The following is a 16,767-nucleotide window of genomic DNA, read 5'->3' on the forward strand; positions in this document are numbered from 1 at the left end:
TCGATTGGCGGGAAACGAAGGACGAAAATTGCCGCTGAAGCAGATTGGAAGAACGAATGATGCTGGATGCGGTCGACCGGAAGATCGTCGCGGCGCTCGAACGCGAGGCCCGTATCTCCTTTGCCGCGCTCGCCGATGAGGTCGGCTTGAGCAAGACGCCGTGCTGGAAGCGGGTCAAGGCGCTTGAGGACGCCGGCGTCATCCGCGGCTACTCGACCCGGATCGACCCGGCCAAGCTCGGCTTCGGCATCGAAGCCTTCATCCAGGTGTCGATCGATTTCGAACTGTCGGACGCCTTCGAGGCGGCGGTCAAAAAGCATCCGCTGATCCGCCGCTGCCACGCCACGACTGGCGAGGCCGACTATCTCCTGCAGATCGTCACCGTCGACATGATGGCGCTCGACAGGATGCTGCGCGAGGAGCTCAGCCGGCTGCCCGGCGTGCGGCGCACCATCACCTCGATGGCGATGCGCGAGATCAAGGGCGGCATCTCGTTCGCCAATGCCGTCGGGCATGCGCAGACCAAGCGATAGTCAGGCCCTGGTCATCAATTCGCGTCCCAGCCGCTTCGGTTGCTCGGCGCGCAGAACCACATTTGTCGTCACCGTGCCGTACCGGCCGATGCTGTCGACGATGCTTTCAAGATCGGGCGGTGACGGGACCACGACCTTGACCAGAAAACAATCCTCGCCGGTCACCCGCAGCACCTCGACCACCTCCGGCAATTGGGCGAACTTCTTCAGGCAGGCCTGGATATGCTCATGCGTGGTGCGCAGGCGGATGACCGCCATGGTGCCGAGCCCGAGCGCTGCCGAATTGATCACCGCCTTGTAACCGGTGATGACGCCGCGCTCCTCCAGCCGCTTCACCCGTTCCGAGGTGGCGGGCTGGGACAGTCCGACGCGGCGGCCAAGCTCGGAGATGCCGATGCGGCCATCCTCCTGCATGATCTCAATGATCGCCAGATCGGTGGGGTCGAGCCTTGGCCGATAATCGCCGTTCCGCATGATCGCCCTTTAATCCATCGGATTTCGTCGCTGCTTTCCGATGATCTCTCATTCCGCCACCTGGGAGAAGACCTAGAATTGCACGCGCTGCATCAGGAAAGAAGGGCTTCGCATGACCGACTTCATCATTGTGCCGGGCATCGGCGGATCGGGCGAAGCCCACTGGCAGACACGTTGGCAGCAGGCAAACCCGGCGATGCGGCGGTTCAACCCGGCGAGTTGGGACGCGCCGGACGTCGACGACTGGGTGGCCGCACTGGAAACCGCTGTATGCCAGGCAAGGACACCGCCGGTGCTCGTCGCCCATAGCCTCGGCTGTCTGCTCGTCGTACACTGGCAGCGGATCTCCCCCCGCTCTATCGGCGGTGCGTTGCTGGTCGCGGTTCCGGACCCTGCGTCGCCGGCCTTCCCCTCCTCCGCCCGGGCCTTCGCCGACGCACCGCAACAACGGCTTCGCTTTCCGTCGCTGATTGTCGCCAGCACCAACGATCCCTACGGCTCGCTGGACTATGCCAGGGCGAAATCCGAGCGATGGGGCAGCGATCTCCATATCGCCGGACCGCTTGGCCACATCAATGGCGACAGCGGGCTCGGCGACTGGCCGGCGGGAATGGAGCTGCTGACAGCTTTTCTAGGTCAAACGCAAGCAATCGCCCGAGGCGCCGTGCTTCAGCCGTAACCGCACCAGGACGGCTATCGCGCCGCCGCCCTGATCTGGTTTGCGCCGCGCCTCAGTTCGATGCTGCGGCAGGCGTGCTGAGTTCGAGGAACGGTACGGTCGAGCCCGGGATCATCGACTTCGGCAATTCGCCGTTCCATCTCTCCGCCTTGGTCAGTTCGACCAGCAGCGGATTGTTGGCGATTGCGGCGGCGCGAGCCTTGATGGCGCCCGCGGTCGCATCGCCTTCGACCCTGGTCTTGTAGGCGCTGGCCTCGGCTTCGGCCTTGACGCTGTCGGCGCGGCCCTTGGCCTGGGTGACGGCGATATCGGCCTTGATCTTTTCCTGCTGCAGGTTCTGTTCCTGCTTCTGCACCTCGACCTGCGCCGTCATCCTGGCTTCGACCGCCTGCTCGTAGGCGTCGGAGAAGTCGATGTTCTCGACCTGCACGCTGTCGATCATCACCGGGCCGTCGGTTACCGCCGCGATGGCCTCGGCGACGTCCTTGTTGAACTTCGCCCGGTTCTGGATAACCGACACCGCGTCGTACTGGCCGAACACCGTCTTGATCTCCTGCGGTGCTTTCCTGGCAATGACGCGGTCGGCCAGTGCCTCGATCGATCCATAATTGGTGTAGACGTTGCTGACTTCGGCGGCCGGCACGTGGAAATTGACGGTGACGCGCATGTCGGCCGGTTGCTGGTCGCGCGAATAGGCCTGCATGGCCGGCAGGCCGCTGCAATCGTTCTGGTTCTCGCAGCCCCATTTGAGCACCTGCTGGCGCAGGCTGATCTTCTCGACACGCTGTAACCACGGCAGCTTGAAATGCAGTCCGGGATCAACGACCGAACTCAGCGCTCCGTTGGTCAAGAGCACGCCGCGGTCGCCCTGATCGATCGTGTACCAGGATCCAAACAGCGCAAAGACGCCGAGCGCCACGATGACAAGTGCGATCAGGCCGGAACCGATCGACCCCGATGCCATCCCCGGCTTGCCCTGCGGACGACTTGAATTGCCTTGCGTTTCGGTCATCACCCCACCCCAACCTGATTGCCCGTGCTGCTTTTGCCCACAATAGTGGCGGCATTGCAATCCTCTGGATATGGAAAGACCTTCGGGGCAGCCGGCCGGACCGGCGGGTGGTTCAGGCTGGCTAGCCGATTTCCCCTGCAGCCGCGGCTGCGGGCTGGGACGCGTTGCCTGGCGTCTGCTTCTGCCGTCCGGCATCGGTTCTGCGCTTCGGGCAATCCTCGTAGTCGTGGTCGCAGATTGCGAAGGCTTGCGCACCGGCAAGGTCGATTTCGCCACGGAACCGCTGCCGCCGCATGAAAGTTATCTGCTCATTGCAACGGGAGCACAGGACATGGCCGACGACCCGAACCGCTACGAGACCGGAGCGAGGAAATATCCGGCAAAGACGAGCCCCGACGCGGCCGACGAATTTTCGCAGGATGCGGCCGGCAACAAGCCACCTCCCGGCGGCATGGGATTGACCAGGCCGGCTGACGATTTCGACGACAGGACCCTGCATTCGGAGGGCCAGAACCCGCCGCGCGCAGCGATCCGGCCAGACGGCAAGGCCACCGCCAAGAAGCCCGGCAAGGACGCAAGACGATGAACGTCGCCAATCTCCAGCTCGAAGGATTGATGATGGCGATCGCGGCCGTCAACAACGCGCTGGTCCACAAGGGCCTGCTGTCGGTCGACGAGGTCGACATGGCGTTGCGCCGGGCCGAGGCGGCGATGACCAGCGAGGAGCGTCTCTATGAAGACATGTCGCCATCCAACCGCGACGCCGTCTGCTTTCCGCTCAGGCTGCTGCAGGCGGCCAACAATGCCCAGGGTGAAACCGGCGTACCGTCCTTTGCCGAACTGGCCAGGATGGTCGGCCGGACCAAGGAGCCCTATAACGACCAGATGTGATGGAGGACGCCATGGCCGACGACAAATCCAAGACCAAGCAGGATCGCAAACTCGTCTCAGGCGAAGAGCCTTACGAGGTCGCTGCCTTTGCCCGCAAATACGGCATACCGCAAAGCGAGGCCGCGACCATCATCAAGCGTTACGGCCCCTCGAGGAGGAAGCTCGACGCGCACATGGCGAGCCGCAACGCCTGATCCAACTCTGGCGGCGGCCGCCGTTCACGCCGGAAGCGTCCCTGCCCTGCTGCCTTGTCGAGAGCATCGGCACCGTCAGCCGTGACCTGTCGGGTTCGCCCTTGTGGGGATTCAACGCCTGGTTTTGACAGCCGCGGAATACTCTCGCGGCGCAACAACTCATTTACCTCGACGCTGTACCAGTCCGATGAGCAAAGCCGGGGGGTCGGATGCAGGAACAATTATTGCGCTACGAATGTGTCATGGAGCCGAACGGCCGATGGATGGTGTGGGACATCGTTCACGATCTGCCGGCGCAATTTTCGCAAATCGCGCTGATCGGCCTGAGCCGTCGTGAAGCGGTTTCGCTCTGCCGGCTGCTCAACGAGACGAGCCGTTCCGAGACGCGGCAGAGCCGGGCCTCCTGAGAAGCATGCTCTCAGGCCTGCCCAAGCGCGAGGGGATCTACATGCGATCGGCAATATTCGGTCTGGTCCTGCTGCTGCCGGCCGCCGCCCTGGCAGAACCGATCGAGACGCAGAAGATCATCACGGCGGCGACCGGCGACTGGAACAGCGACGGCGCCGCCGATCTGGCGATGATCGTCGAGACCGAGCCCGGCCATCCCATGGACATGTATTTTTTCCTCAAGGATCGCGATGGCGATTTTCTAAAACCTGCCGGGGTCGTGCATGAACAGATTTACGGCGAATGGAAGGATTATGACCGGCCGGGCCCCGCCACATCCGACACCGAGCCCGAACTCACCGCGCTCCCCAACGGTTCGATCAAGCTCTATGTTCCGGCGATGGAGATCGGCAGCGAGCGGACCAACAAGACGCTGACGCTCGCCTGGCGCAACGGCACGTTCGTCGTCGCCGGTTTTGCCTACGATTATTGGGATTACATGGACGACAATGTTGCCGGCGACTGCGACTACAATGTGCTGACCGGCAAGGGCAAAAGCAGCAAGAAGCTGGCGGACGGCAGCACCAGGCAAGCGACCGTATCGGTCGAAGGCAAGGTCATCCCATTCGCGGAATGGACCCCGGGCACTGGCTTCAGCGCTTGCGGAGAGTGAGAGGTTTCGGTTGCCTCACTGCAGCGGCGGCTTCCACAGCAGGCTGTTGCGATCGGCGGACTTGACGCGCAGCCAGGTTTCGCGGCCATCGCGCAGCACCCGGAGCGGGATCTCGGCACCCGCCGGGCCGCTCTTCCAAAGCTTGCGATAAAAATCGGCAAGCCCATCGACCGCCGTGTCGCGGACATCCGAGATGACATCGCCTTGGCGAAGGCCCGCCTGGGCGGCTGGACCGCCCTCGGCGACGCTCATCACCACGACCTTGCCGTCGCTCTCGGCCGAGAAGGCGCCGAGCCACGGCCGCGGCGGCCTGGCGACCTGCCCGCGCGTCAGCAGATCGTCGAGGATGGGCGGCAGAAGATCGATCGGCACCACCATGTTGATGTCGGCGACCTCGCCGTTGCGGCTCATCTGCAGGCGCAGTGAACCGATGCCGAGCAGCCTGCCATCCGCGCCGATGAGGCCGGCGCCGCCCCATGAGGGGTGAGCCGGCGCCGTGAAGATCGCCTCGTCGAGCAGATATTCCCAATAGCCGGCGAATTCCTGCTTGGTGACGATCCGCGCCCGCACGGCGCGGCCGACGCCGTCGGCGAGCACGACGGGATCGCCGATCTTGGCCCTGGACGCATCGCCGAGCGCAATGGCGGGCAGCCCGAGCGGCGCCAGCGCCTGCACCAGGCCGAAGCCCGACTCCTGGTCGTAGGCGAGCGCATGGGCGGGAACCACGCGCCCGTCCTGGTCGGCCAGCCAGACCTCCTCGGCCTCCGTGATGAGATAGCCGATGGTGAGTACCAGCCCGTCGCCGCGGATGACCACGCCACTGCCCTCGCGGCGGGTGCCAAGTGTATTTGCCGTGAAGGCGTCCTCTGGCACGGTGGCGCGGACGGCCACGATGGATCGCAAAAGGGGTTCGATATTCATGCTTTGGTTCCTGGCAATGTTCGCAGCTGATATGGGCTATAGGTATGGCGCAGGTGATCAGGCGCAAGAGGTGGCGCCGGCTTTGGCGTGGACCGGCGCCGCGCCGTTCGCGCCGGGGTTTTGCAACAGCGCCGGCAGCCCTATCTGTACCTACGGCTATCCCAAGCTGCCCTATGCAAAGTTCCTCCGCCATTGCCCACGTTGATATCTGATATCCTCCCAACCCAACCCTTCCAAAGGCCTCCCAAATGAACGACTACGCAACGGACCAATACACGCCGCCAAAAGTCTGGACCTGGAACAAGGCAAATGGCGGCGCTTTCGCCAGCATCAACCGGCCGATCGCGGGCCCGACGCACGACAAGAAACTGCCGGTCGGCAAGCATCCGCTGCAGCTTTATTCGCTGGCGACACCGAACGGCGTCAAGGTGACGATCATGCTGGAGGAACTTCTGGCGCTCGGCCACAGCGGCGCCGAATACGACGCCTGGCTTATCAGGATCAACGACGGCGACCAGTTCGGCAGCGGCTTCGTCGAGGTCAACCCCAACTCGAAGATCCCGGCCATGATGGATCGCAGTGGGAAAAAGCCGGTCCGCATCTTCGAATCCGGCTCGATCCTGCTCTACCTCGCCGAAAAATTCGGCGAATTCCTGCCGACGGAGCAGCCGGCTCGCGCCGAGACGCTGTCATGGCTGTTCTGGCAGATGGGCTCGGCGCCCTATCTCGGTGGCGGCTTCGGCCATTTCTACGCCTATGCGCCGACGAAGATCGAATATGCCATCGACCGCTTCGCCATGGAAACCAAGCGGCAGATGGACGTGCTCGACCGACGCCTCGCCGAAAGCGAGTATTTAGGCGGCAGCGACTATACGATTGCCGACATTGCGGTGTGGCCCTGGTATGGCGGGCTGGCCAAGGGCCGTATGTATGACGATTCCGGCGAGTTCCTGCAGGTGGAGCAGTACAAGAACGTGCAGCGCTGGGCCGACGCCATCGACGCGCGGCCGGCGGTCAAGCGCGGCCGCATGGTCAACCGCACCTTCGGCGAGCCTTCGATGCAGCTGCACGAGCGCCATGACGCCAGCGATTTCGAGACCAAGACGCAAGACAAGCTCGCGGCGGCCAAAAGCTAAGCGGACGACTGAAACTGCTGATCTCCCCCCACAATGGGCAGGGCTATTGCAGATGGAAAGCCGAGGCTTTCGCTCTACGATGGACCCCCACCCCTAACCCCTCCCCACAAGGGGGAGGGAGACTTCCGTTGGCGCTGACCTCGGCAAATTGCCTGCCTTTCGGCGCCAAAAGGGGAAGTAAGGGCGCGGCAGCATTCCCTCCCCCTTGTGGGGAGGGTTAGGGTGGGGGTCCATCTTCGTAAGAATCCAAATGCGATTGCCCTGCCACAAGGGGGGAGATCGGCAGCTTCGGCCGACTGCTCAAGCTCGCCTTCACCGCCGCCATCCACAGCCGGTCGATGTTGGCCAGGAATTTCTCGTCGAGCTTTTCGAGGTGCTTCCAGTACATGCCGTCCTCGAAGAAATAGCCGAGTTCCTTCTCGATCCTGTCGGCCTCCTCCGCCTGATCGAGCCGCAGGCCGGCAAGCATCTCGGCCTTCATTTCCGAAAGCCGCGAGGAAGAAAGCGCGCCGACTTCATCGAGCGTCAGCCGCGGGAAGACCAGCCGGCTGCGCGGCAGGTCGGATAGGTTGACGCACAGGCAGCCGCGCCGAAGCGCATGGATGAGCAGGCGGGCCGACTTCGCCTCGAGGTTGCGCAGGGTGACGTCGTTGCGCAGCGGATCGGCGCGGCCGACGCCGTAAAAATGCGTGTTGCCGGGCTGGTCGTAAATCATGTCGCAGCCAAGGAATGCCAGCACGTCCGGCTTCTGACTGTGGATCGTCCAGTAGGCCGCCGTCATCGACATGGTGCCCCCGGCATAGACGAAGCCGCCAAAGCTGTTTTGCGCCGGCACGTAATGCGAGGCGCTGAAGATCTGCGCCTGCTGCAGGGGACCGCCTTGCGGCATCCGCTCCGCCGGGAAATCGCCGGCATGGACCAGGAAATCCCAGTCGGGCCGCACGCGCCAGGCGTTGTTGATGGCGACGATCTTGCCGAAGGCCTGCTTGGGCCAGGCGGCGCAACGCACGACATCGGGGGCGCTGCCGATCAGCAAGATCACGTTTGGCGTTCCGTCGATCACCACAACCCTCTCGACCGGCCGAAATGCATCTCGATGCCGCCCGGGTGAACGGCTTTATAGCCTCAACCGCCCATCGAAAACACCAGCCGGATTTAGGCTGGCATCAACAAAAGGGAGCTTGCCGGCCGGTTGTAAAATGTGGCCTTAGGCACAGTCGTACAAGCAGCAGGCAGGTTTTCCCGCTAGCCCAAAAACGACGATATGAGTTGGGCGATATATATTAGTTGGCTAAACTAGCGGAACGTCCAACGCACATTCCCAGAACCGAACATGTCCTGTCTAGACCATGATATCTATATGGGACATTACTGCATAAGCTGAATGCGACCTCGACGGTTCGGCGGCACAGCCCTCAGACGCCGCGGCTTTGCCGCCGCGCCTTTCGCCCCGGATCCGTAGATCAACCGGACGACGAACAGGAAATATCCAACCTGCATGACGATCAAGGTCAAGATCGTCCAGGCCAGCGTCTTCCAGATTGAACCCGTCGCAAAGTAAGTCGAGATCGCCACGATGGACGATGTGGTGGTCAGCCCCACCAGGAACTGTGGAAAGTTCATGACTTTTCTGCGCCGCCCCGAAACTCGCAACAGCCGGGACGAACTCCCCTAACCCATTACCCCGGGCCAACGTTTTCACTATTTTAGCAATTGCGCAAGCACCAAATAGAACAGCAGTTAACGCATGCTTCCGTGATCAAGGGCTGCATGTCAGGTCACCAAGGTGGGCTGGCTTGGACAGCGGCTGCGCGTCCCCTACTCCCCAGCAACCTCCCTATACGCCCTCACCGCCCCATCAAGCGCACGTATCCTCCACGTCTCCCCTTCGCGCGCCTCGAGATAGGACGGGCCGAGCGGGACTTTCCCTCCGCCGTCCGGCAGGTCCAGCACGTAGACGGGATTGCAGATGCCCGAGAGGCGCGCACGCAAGGCGCTGACCAGCGCCTGGCCCTCGGCGATCGTGGTGCGCCGGTGCGCCATTCCGCGCACGAGATCGCCGTGGTGCAGGTAATAGGGTTTGACGCCAAGGCGATACATCAGCTCGCGGCACAGCTCTTCCAGCACCTCGACCGTATCGTTCACGCCTTTCAGCAGAACGCTCTGGTTCAGCAGCACGAAGCCGCCCTGCCGCAACGTGCGGCAGGCCCGCTCGGTCGCCTCCGTGATTTCGCGTGGATGGTTGAAATGGGTGACGACAGTGACCATCAGCCGGCCCTGCAAGGCTTGAATCAACCCGCCGGTGACGCGCGACGGCAGCGCGACGGGTACGCGAGTGTGGATGCGCAACAGCCGCACATGCTGGATCGCCTCGACACGGGCGCGGATTTCCGCCAGCGCCCTGTCCGGCAGCGATAGCGGGTCGCCGCCGGTCAGGATCACCTCGCGGATTTCCGGATGGGCCGCGATATAGGCGAAGGCCGGCTCCAGCGCCTCGCGCGAAAAACCCCGGCCGATCGAGGTCAGCTGCTCCTTGCGAAAGCAGAACCGGCAATAGACCGCGCATTGATAGGTCGGGAACAACAGAACCCGGTCGGCATGTCGATGCGTCAATCTAGGCACGGGACTGAAGGCGTGGTCGGCGATCGGATCGTCGAGTTCGCCCTCCTGCTCTGCCAGTTCGTCGGGCGACGGGATGACCTGAAGCCGTATCGGATCGGCGGGGTCGTTCCAGTCGATCAGGTCGAGATAGGCCTTGGGAATGCGAACCTTGTGGCGCGTGGCCGCGGCTTTGGCCGCCGCCCGCTCGGCTGGCGACAGCGGCAGCGAATCCAGATCGCCTACCTGCCGCACGCCCTCGCGAACATCGTCCCGCCATGCGGCATCCGCCTCGCGAGCGCGCCGGTCATCGGCTGCCACGCCGGCCGCATCGACCGCCATGCTGGCGTCGGGGATGTCGGGATGTGAGGTCATCGCAGGCTCCTTGAATTTCGGGCCGGGGTACAGCATTGAAGCCAGGACTTGAAGGCAATAAGCGGTGTTTGGCCGGATTGGAGGGCGCGGCGGGAAGCCACAACCGGCCATGGTCAGAACAATCGTCCAACATCGCTGACGCAAAACATTAGCTTGCTCTTATATTAGCTTGAGCGTATACACATAAACGGCCGGTGATCTACCCCCCAACCGGTTAGGCTCGGCGCCAGTTCCCTCCCTACCCCTCAGGTCAACGACGCCGGGCCGCTCGGGCGCCCGCGGTCGAGACCGGATCGTCGACCTCTTCGATGTCGATCATGCCCCCTGCTCAAGCAGCACCCAGCTGAACATGCCAGCTGAACACATCGGCGATGCCCGCGTCTCTCGGCCTTCCCGTCGCCGGCCGCGGTCGCTAGTCTCGGATTGTGAAAAAGCTGGAGAACAGCGTATGGCGAACGACTTGTCGCCAAGGCTTTTGGAGATCGTCAATGCGCTGCCTTTGCGGCAGGGCATGCGAGTGCTGGAGATCGGCTGCGGACCGGGTGCTGCAGCGCGCGAGATCGCGCGCCGGATCGGCGGTGGGCACGTGCTGGCGATCGACCGCTCGGCCAAGGCCATCGCGCAGGCCGGGGCCGCCTTGCGCGCCGAGATTGCGGCAGGCCGGCTGAGCCTTCGCCAGATCGCCATCGAGGATTTCGAGTTGGAGGCCGATGAGAAGCACTTCGACATTGCCGTTGCGGTGCGCGTCGGCGCGCTGGACGGGCGTCATCCCGAAGCAGGAAAAATTGCCCTGCGACGGCTCAAGGCGGCGTTGACCGCGCAAGGCCGGCTGTTCATCGACGGCGGCGATCCGCTGCGCGAAATTGCGATACATGGCTGAGCACCTCATGCTTGGCCTCCGGCATCGAGCGTCTACGTGACCGTGAGCGGCAGAGCCGGCCTCAGCTCCGCAACCCCGGCGCCTCCTGCCCGGTGCGCTCGACATATTCGGTATAGCCGCCGCCATAGGTGTGGATGCCCTCGGGCGTCAGTTCCAGCACCCGGTTCGACAGCGCCGCCAGGAAATGGCGGTCGTGCGAGACGAACAGCATGGTTTCCCTCGTACTGCGACAGTGCCGTGATCAGCATCTCCTTGGTGGCGATGTCGAGGTGGTTGGTCGGCTCGTCCAGCACCAGCAAATTGGGCGGATCGAACAACATCAGCGCCATCACCAGCCGCGCCTTCTCGCCGCCCGACAGCACGCGGCATTTCTTCTCGATCTCGTCGCCGGAAAAGCCGAAGCAGCCGGCCAGCGCCCTGAGCGGCGCCTGGCCGGCCTGCGGAAACGCATCTTCCAGCGTCTGGAACACGGTGCGCTCGCCCTCCAGCACTTCCATGGCGTGCTGGGCGAAATAGCCCATCTTGACGCTGGGCCCGCGCGCCACCGTGCCATTGTCCGGCTCGGAAGCGCCAGCGACCAGCTTCAGCAGCGTCGACTTGCCGGCGCCGTTGACGCCCATGATGCACCAGCGCTCGCGGCGGCGCACCTGAAAATCCAATCCCTCGTAGATCGAGCGGCTGCCATAGCCCTTGTGCACGTTCTTCAGCGTCACCACGTCCTCGCCGCAGCGCGGCGCCGGCTGGAAGTCGAACGATACCTTCTGGCGGCGCTTGGGCGGCTCGACCCGGTCGATCTTGTCCAGCTTCTTCACCCGGCTCTGTACCTGGGCGGCATGCGAGGCACGCGCCTTGAAGCGCTCGATGAAGGCGATCTCCTTGGCCAGCATCGCCTGCTGGCGCTCGAACTGCGCCTGCTGCTGCCTGTCGGCAATCGCCCGCTGCTGCTGGTAGAATTCGTAGTTGCCGGAGTAAGCGGTCAGCGAACCGCCGTCGATCTCGACCACCTTGTTGACGATGCGGTTCATGAACTCGCGGTCGTGCGAGGTCATCAGCAGCGCGCCGTCATAGTTCTTCAGGAACTGCTCCAGCCAGATCAGGCTTTCCAGGTCGAGATGGTTGCTCGGCTCGTCGAGCAGCATGGCGTCGGGCCGCATCAAAAGGATCCTGGCCAGTGCCACGCGCATTTTCCAGCCGCCGGACAGCTTGCCGACGTCGCCGTCCATCATCTCCTGGCTGAAGCCGAGGCCGTCCAGCACCTCGCGCGCCCGGCCATCCAGCGCGTAGCCGTCGAGCTCCTCGAAGCGGTGCTGCGCCTCGCCGTAGCGGGCGATGATCTCGTCCATCTGGTCGGCCTGGTCAGGGTCGCCCATGGCGTGCTCGAGCTCGCGCATCTCGGCCGCCACTTCGCTGACCGGTCCGGCGCCGTCCATCACTTCGGCCACCGCACTGCGGCCTTCCATGTCGCCGACATCCTGGCTGAAATAGCCGATGGTGACGCCGCGATCGACCGAGACCTGGCCTTCGTCGGGCTGCTCCTCGCCGTTGATCATGCGAAACAGCGTCGTCTTGCCGGCGCCGTTAGGCCCGACCAGCCCGACCTTCTCGCCCTTCTGCAACGCGGCGGAGGCTTCGATGAAGACGATCTGCCTGCCATTCTGCTTGCTGATGCTTTCGAGACGAATCATGGTTTTCCGGGGAAGGCCAAAGGAGAGTTCCTGCGCCAATACGCGATAGACCGCGCCGGCGGAAGCCCGCAGTAGTGAGGCGCCCCGCGCCAAATTGTCTGAACCCGCCAGTCGCTTCCCGGCTGGATCAGGCTTTGACGGCGTAGGGATGAGCCGGCGGATCAGCTATCGGTCAGGGCTTTTGTCGTCGCCAGCTTGACCCCGGCGGCGGCAAATGCCGCATTGTGCCGGGCGATGATCTCCGCGGCGGTCTCGCTGGCCGCGTCGAGCGTGCTGTGGGCGTCGGAAACCACGGTGACGGCCAGGCCCGCTGCAAAGGCGCCCTTCACCGTGGCCGCCACGCAGAAATCGGTCTGCGCGCCGATCAGAACGACCTCGCCGGCGCCCTGCCCGGCCACCCATTCTGCAAGGGCGGCATTGCTGAACGCATCGCCGACACACTTGGCGAAAGTCGGCTCGTCCTCGGCCTGGCCGAGCGCCGGCCACACCGGCCAGCCCGGCTCACCCGGCGCCAGAGGATCGCCCTGCGGCCCGTCATGCCTGATGAAGGCGACTTTGCGCCCGCTGCGCCGCGCCCATTCGATCAGCGCGCGGGTGCGGGCAACGATGCCGTCGGCATCATGGATCGGCGGTTCGGCAACACCGTCGAACATGCCGGTCTGAAGATCGATCACGATGAGCGGCACGGTGGCCGCGGGGCTGGTCTCTGACATGGCCGCGAACATAGCGTTGGTGGTAGGCGGGTCAAGTATACGCGCCGAAGCCGACGCTGGAGCTGCCGATCTCCCCCCACCAGCGCAGGGCTATGGCAGATGGAAAGCCGAGACTTTCGCTCTACGATGGACCCCCACCCCTAACCCCTCCCCACAAGGGGGAGGGAGACTTCCGTTGGCGCTGACCTCGGCAAATTGCCTGCCTTTCGGCGCCAAAGGGGAAGTAAGGGCGCGCGGAAGCATTCCCTCCCCCTTGTGGGGAGGGTTAGGGTGGGGGTCCATCTTCGCAAGAATCCAAATGCGGTTGCCCAGCGCAACAGTGGGGGTGTCCAAGCCCCGGCGACGAAATTGGATATCCCGCAATCAATCCGGCGCCCCGGCGAAAAGCACCATCCTATCGGCGCCGCCAGCCGGCCAGTCCCTGATGCTGCGGTCGTAGCCGCCGGTCAGCACCGTGCCGCCCGCGGCAAAGGCAACCGCATAGATCGGGCCGGACTGGCTGTCGAACATGGCGAGCTGGTTGCCGGTCTGCCGGCGGTGAAACTGAGGCCGTTCGGCACCTCGCGAGCACGCCTCGCCCAGCGCCAGATACGCCTCGATGAAGCAAGCCGTGCCGATCACGATCATGAGGGCTGCAAGCAGCCTGTCAGCAAACCTGTTCATCTATCCGCTCTGCAATGATGGCGCTCGGCGCCTGGCTGTCGGTGATGGCTCAAGTCCACCCCAGCCCTTCGGCAGCAGCCGCAGGCATCGCCGCGTTTGCCGGGAGGCCGGTCGTGCGCTAGATCGCTGGCAGAGGCTAACGCGAGGCCAGCAATGGACGATTGGAAGCTACCTTGGGGCGGCGGTTGCCTGTGCGCCGGAATACGCTTTCGCATCAGCGCCCCGCCCTTGCTGACGATGGCGTGTCACTGCACCGGCTGCCAGAAGCTGAGCGCCAGCGCATATTCCCTGACCATCGCCGTGCCGAGCGACGGTTTTGCCATAACGCAAGGCGAGCCGGTGGTCGGCGGCCTGCACGGCCCGCACCGGCAGCTCTATTGCCCGCATTGCAAGAACTGGATGTTCACGCGCCCGCATGGCCTGGACTTTTTCGTCAACATTCGTGCGACCATGCTGGACGAGCACCAATGGTACGTGCCTTTCGTCGAAGTCTTCACGTCGGAAAAGCTGCCCTGGGCTTCGACCGCCGCTAGCCACAGTTTCGCTACGCAGCCCGACCTTGAGGGATACGCACCTCTGATCGAGGCGTTCGCCCGCGAAGCGGCGCGGCCAACTTGACTGGTTGCCGCCCGGAAAGGCGGCGCCAGCCTCCGTGCCTCACTTCAACTCCACCCAGACCGGCGCATGATCGCTGGCGCCGGTCTCGCCGCGCACGTCGCGGTCGATGCCCGCCGCTACCAGCCGGCGCGACAGCTTCTTGCTGAGCAAGATATGGTCGAGGCGCAGGCCGGCATCGCGCGGCCAGCGGTTGCGGCGATAGTCCCAGAATGTGTAGAGCGTCTCGTTCGGGTGCTTCTTGCGCAGCGCGTCAAGCCAGCCCTGGTCGAGCAGCCGCTGGAACGATGCGCGGCTTTCCGGCTGGACCAGCGCGTTGTCGTCATAGGAGCGGGTCGGGTAGATGTCGCGCGGCTCGGGCACGATGTTGTAGTCGCCGGCCAGCACCACCGGCAGTCCGGTGTCGAGCAACTGCGCCGCATGCGCCTCCAGCCTTTCGTGCCAGTTGAGCTTGTACTGGAATTTCGGGCCGGGCTGCGGATTGCCGTTCGGCGCGTAGAGGCAGGCGACGACGATGCCGTTGACCGCCGCTTCGATGTAGCGCGCCTGCTGGTCGCTATCGTCGCCGGGCAGCGCCTCGCGGGTCAGAACGGGTTCTGCGCCACGCGAAAGGATGGCGACGCCGTTCCAGGTCGGCTGCCCGACCCAAACCGCGCCGTAGCCGGCCGCCGCCAGCGCAGTGCGCGGAAACTGCCTCTGTCTCGCCTTGAGCTCCTGCAGGCAGGCGATGTCGGGTTTGGCGGCGGCCAGCCATGCGAGCAGGTTCGGCAGCCGGCTGTTGATGTTGTTGACGTTGAAGGTGGCGATCTTCATCGGCCTGCTTCAGCGCACGATGCGTTCGGTCCACGCCTTCACCGCATCAGCGAGCGTCTTCAGATGATCGGCGGTGGAGAAGCCGGAGATATTTTTGCGCGGCTTCAGATCATGGTCGCCGTCTTCCAGCCAGAAGATCTCGATTGCGTCGGACAGTGCATAGTTCGCGACCTCGTCTTTGGTCCCGAACTCGTCGCGCGTGCCCTGGAAGATCAATGTCGGCGTCTTGAGATCGGCGAGGTGTTTTGTCCGAAGCTGCGTCGGTTTGCCCGGTGGATGGAAGGGATAGCCGAGACAAAGCAGGCCCGAGATCTCGCCCTTCGAAAACATCTCGTCGGCGATCATCGAAGCGACGCGTCCGCCCATCGACTTGCCGCCGATGATCAGCGGACCCTTCACGCCCTTCGCCCGGAGGTCGGCGATCGCCTTGACGTATTCCGGGTTAACCGTCTCGGCGCGCGGCGGCGGCTTGCGGTGGCCGTAGCGGCGAGCCGCCATGTAGTGGAATTCGAAGCGCGCGACGCGGAAGCCGGCTGCGGCCAGCGCCTTGGCGGTGGCGGTCATCGAGGGCGAGTCCATAGGAGCGCCTGCGCCATGGGCGAGCAGGATGATGATGGCGGCGGTGTCGGGGCCGTCGAAGAGGAAGGTTGTCATGGGGACTCCAACGCTGGTGACCCCTTCTCCCCTTGTGGGAGAAGGTGACCGAGCGAAGCTCGGTCGGATGAGGGGTGTTCCAGGGAACGCCGACGCCTCATTTCTTCCAACACCCCTCAACCGTCTCGGCGCTGCGCGCCGATCCACCTTCTCCCACAAGGAGGGCTTTGCATGAAGGGTGTGCTTAACCTGATTGGCCTACTGGGCGTCTTTTGAAGGCGTCTAAGGCCTCGCCCTGTCGCCCTGGCGCGGCATCGACCGGCATCATTGGCCCGATCGGCTCGATTTTGGACGCACTCCTCCCTCACGCCCGTCTCTCTTTGGGTGGATACAGGACACCGATCATAGTCCGCAGATTGTAGGCGCATGCCGCCAGCATGCACTGCGTGCGGTTGGTCGCAAGGTTGAAGAAGCGCATGCGCCGCATGCCGTAACGCTCCTTGAACACGGCGAAAGGCCGCTCAACCGCCGCCCGCACCTTGGAGATCAGCCGGTTGCGCAGCTTGTCGCGCGGCGGCAATTCAGGGTGATGCTTGTTGGGCCGCCGCATCAGGCGATCCTTGATCTTGGCCTCAGCGAGCCGGTCATGCCTGGCATGGGTGTAATAGGCCTGATCGCCATAGACCGCCTTCTCATCGCCGCAGATCAACCGGTCGGCCGGCTCGGTGTCGGTGACTGAGGCGTCGCTCACCTCGACGCGCCGGATCAAGGTGTGCCCCTGGTCGACGCCAATGTGCATCTTGTAGCCAAAAGTGCTCTTTTTGCCCTTCTTGCCCCAGCGCGCATCCTTGTCCGCCGACGGCTTGACCGGGCCGTGGTGGCCCTTCTTCGGCTGCTTGGGCGGCCGGCCGGGGGATTGCATGAACGAGGC

21 protein-coding genes and 1 pseudogene are annotated in these 16,767 nt (G+C 64.0%); 10 read left to right on the top strand and 12 right to left on the bottom strand.

Translation table 11 applies throughout. The features are described 5' to 3' along the window. Window positions 1-56 precede the first annotated feature (56 nt). The gene (locus NKH49_RS21135; protein ID WP_352927658.1) at window positions 57-533 is read left to right on the top strand and encodes an Lrp/AsnC family transcriptional regulator; all 477 of its coding nucleotides are present in this window, start codon (window positions 57-59) and stop codon (window positions 531-533) included. On the opposite strand, the gene NKH49_RS21140 is transcribed toward NKH49_RS21135, so the two are convergent. Next, on the bottom strand, window positions 534-1,007 hold the full coding sequence (locus NKH49_RS21140) for an Lrp/AsnC family transcriptional regulator (RefSeq protein ID WP_352472087.1): 474 nt from the start codon (window positions 1,005-1,007) through the stop codon (window positions 534-536). Window positions 1,008-1,119: 112 nt separating this feature from the next. Here NKH49_RS21140 and NKH49_RS21145 point away from each other — a divergent pair, with 112 nt between their 5' ends. Next, on the top strand, window positions 1,120-1,686 hold the full coding sequence (locus NKH49_RS21145) for an RBBP9/YdeN family alpha/beta hydrolase (protein WP_352770635.1): 567 nt from the start codon (window positions 1,120-1,122) through the stop codon (window positions 1,684-1,686). Window positions 1,687-1,738: 52 nt separating this feature from the next. Here NKH49_RS21145 and NKH49_RS21150 read toward each other — a convergent pair whose 3' ends face one another. Continuing rightward, window positions 1,739-2,698, bottom strand: coding sequence for a prohibitin family protein (locus tag NKH49_RS21150; protein WP_352465360.1), 960 nt, complete (start codon window positions 2,696-2,698; stop codon window positions 1,739-1,741). Between the two features lie 70 nt (window positions 2,699-2,768). Here NKH49_RS21150 and NKH49_RS21155 point away from each other — a divergent pair, with 70 nt between their 5' ends. From NKH49_RS21155 to NKH49_RS21175, 5 genes are all read left to right on the top strand, one after another. Then, a complete protein-coding gene (locus NKH49_RS21155; protein ID WP_352816949.1) occupies window positions 2,769-3,284 on the top strand; it encodes a hypothetical protein in 516 nt (171 codons plus the stop codon). After that, window positions 3,281-3,589, top strand: coding sequence for a hypothetical protein (locus tag NKH49_RS21160; RefSeq protein WP_352472092.1), 309 nt, complete (start codon window positions 3,281-3,283; stop codon window positions 3,587-3,589). Before NKH49_RS21155 ends, NKH49_RS21160 begins: the two co-directional genes overlap by 4 nt. A gap of 11 nt (window positions 3,590-3,600) precedes the next feature. Further along, window positions 3,601-3,783, top strand: a complete 183-nt coding sequence (locus tag NKH49_RS21165; protein WP_023675702.1) for a DUF3606 domain-containing protein — start codon at window positions 3,601-3,603, stop codon at window positions 3,781-3,783. 209 nt (window positions 3,784-3,992) lie between these two features. Continuing rightward, complete coding sequence (locus NKH49_RS21170) at window positions 3,993-4,190, top strand: hypothetical protein (RefSeq protein WP_352472094.1); 198 nt, start codon at window positions 3,993-3,995, stop codon at window positions 4,188-4,190. Window positions 4,191-4,231: 41 nt separating this feature from the next. After that, complete coding sequence (locus NKH49_RS21175; protein WP_352927663.1) at window positions 4,232-4,843, top strand: hypothetical protein; 612 nt, start codon at window positions 4,232-4,234, stop codon at window positions 4,841-4,843. Between the two features lie 15 nt (window positions 4,844-4,858). On the opposite strand, the gene NKH49_RS21180 is transcribed toward NKH49_RS21175, so the two are convergent. After that, complete coding sequence (locus NKH49_RS21180) at window positions 4,859-5,764, bottom strand: S1C family serine protease (protein WP_352927666.1); 906 nt, start codon at window positions 5,762-5,764, stop codon at window positions 4,859-4,861. 248 nt (window positions 5,765-6,012) lie between these two features. Between NKH49_RS21180 and yghU the strand changes: the two genes are divergently transcribed. Continuing rightward, window positions 6,013-6,900, top strand: a complete 888-nt coding sequence (gene yghU / locus NKH49_RS21185; protein WP_352453698.1) for a glutathione-dependent disulfide-bond oxidoreductase — start codon at window positions 6,013-6,015, stop codon at window positions 6,898-6,900. Window positions 6,901-7,117: 217 nt separating this feature from the next. Here the strand turns inward: yghU and NKH49_RS21190 are convergent, their stop codons facing one another. The 3 genes from NKH49_RS21190 to NKH49_RS21200 form a co-directional block, all read right to left on the bottom strand. After that, window positions 7,118-7,942: a hypothetical protein gene (locus NKH49_RS21190; protein ID WP_352490956.1), complete on the bottom strand. Its 825-nt coding sequence runs from the start codon at window positions 7,940-7,942 to the stop codon at window positions 7,118-7,120. Window positions 7,943-8,268: 326 nt separating this feature from the next. Next, a complete protein-coding gene (locus NKH49_RS21195) occupies window positions 8,269-8,523 on the bottom strand; it encodes an exopolysaccharide production repressor protein (protein ID WP_352472098.1) in 255 nt (84 codons plus the stop codon). 195 nt (window positions 8,524-8,718) lie between these two features. After that, on the bottom strand, window positions 8,719-9,840 hold the full coding sequence (locus NKH49_RS21200) for a KamA family radical SAM protein (protein WP_502907915.1): 1,122 nt from the start codon (window positions 9,838-9,840) through the stop codon (window positions 8,719-8,721). 481 nt (window positions 9,841-10,321) lie between these two features. Here NKH49_RS21200 and NKH49_RS21205 point away from each other — a divergent pair, with 481 nt between their 5' ends. Beyond that, a complete protein-coding gene (locus NKH49_RS21205; RefSeq protein WP_352773105.1) occupies window positions 10,322-10,753 on the top strand; it encodes an SAM-dependent methyltransferase in 432 nt (143 codons plus the stop codon). A gap of 61 nt (window positions 10,754-10,814) precedes the next feature. Here NKH49_RS21205 and NKH49_RS21210 read toward each other — a convergent pair. The 3 genes and pseudogenes from NKH49_RS21210 to NKH49_RS21220 form a co-directional block, all read right to left on the bottom strand. Beyond that, window positions 10,815-12,438, bottom strand: a pseudogene (locus NKH49_RS21210) (ABC-F family ATP-binding cassette domain-containing protein). 161 nt (window positions 12,439-12,599) lie between these two features. Next, window positions 12,600-13,151 carry an isochorismatase family protein gene (locus tag NKH49_RS21215; protein ID WP_352927672.1) on the bottom strand — a complete coding sequence of 184 codons (552 nt, stop codon included), beginning with the start codon at window positions 13,149-13,151 and terminating at the stop codon, window positions 12,600-12,602. 363 nt (window positions 13,152-13,514) lie between these two features. Then, window positions 13,515-13,814 (bottom strand): WD40 repeat domain-containing protein, encoded by a 300-nt coding sequence (locus tag NKH49_RS21220; protein ID WP_352501204.1) that lies wholly within the window; start codon window positions 13,812-13,814, stop codon window positions 13,515-13,517. 153 nt (window positions 13,815-13,967) lie between these two features. On the opposite strand from NKH49_RS21220, the gene NKH49_RS21225 reads away from it, so the two are divergent. Further along, complete coding sequence (locus NKH49_RS21225; RefSeq protein WP_352927675.1) at window positions 13,968-14,432, top strand: GFA family protein; 465 nt, start codon at window positions 13,968-13,970, stop codon at window positions 14,430-14,432. Window positions 14,433-14,471: 39 nt separating this feature from the next. Here the strand turns inward: NKH49_RS21225 and NKH49_RS21230 are convergent, their stop codons facing one another. From NKH49_RS21230 to NKH49_RS21240, 3 genes are all read right to left on the bottom strand, one after another. After that, on the bottom strand, window positions 14,472-15,242 hold the full coding sequence (locus tag NKH49_RS21230; RefSeq protein ID WP_352927678.1) for an exodeoxyribonuclease III: 771 nt from the start codon (window positions 15,240-15,242) through the stop codon (window positions 14,472-14,474). A gap of 9 nt (window positions 15,243-15,251) precedes the next feature. Then, entirely contained in the window at window positions 15,252-15,896 is a 645-nt protein-coding gene (locus NKH49_RS21235) for an alpha/beta hydrolase family protein (protein ID WP_352927681.1), read from the bottom strand. A 304-nt stretch (window positions 15,897-16,200) separates the two neighbouring features. Then, window positions 16,201-16,767 (bottom strand): IS5 family transposase (locus NKH49_RS21240; protein ID WP_352923745.1); only part of this gene is annotated, 567 nt, incomplete at its 5' end.

This window comes from Mesorhizobium sp. M1088 (genome assembly GCF_040318575.1).
GTDB lineage: Bacteria > Pseudomonadota > Alphaproteobacteria > Rhizobiales > Rhizobiaceae > Mesorhizobium.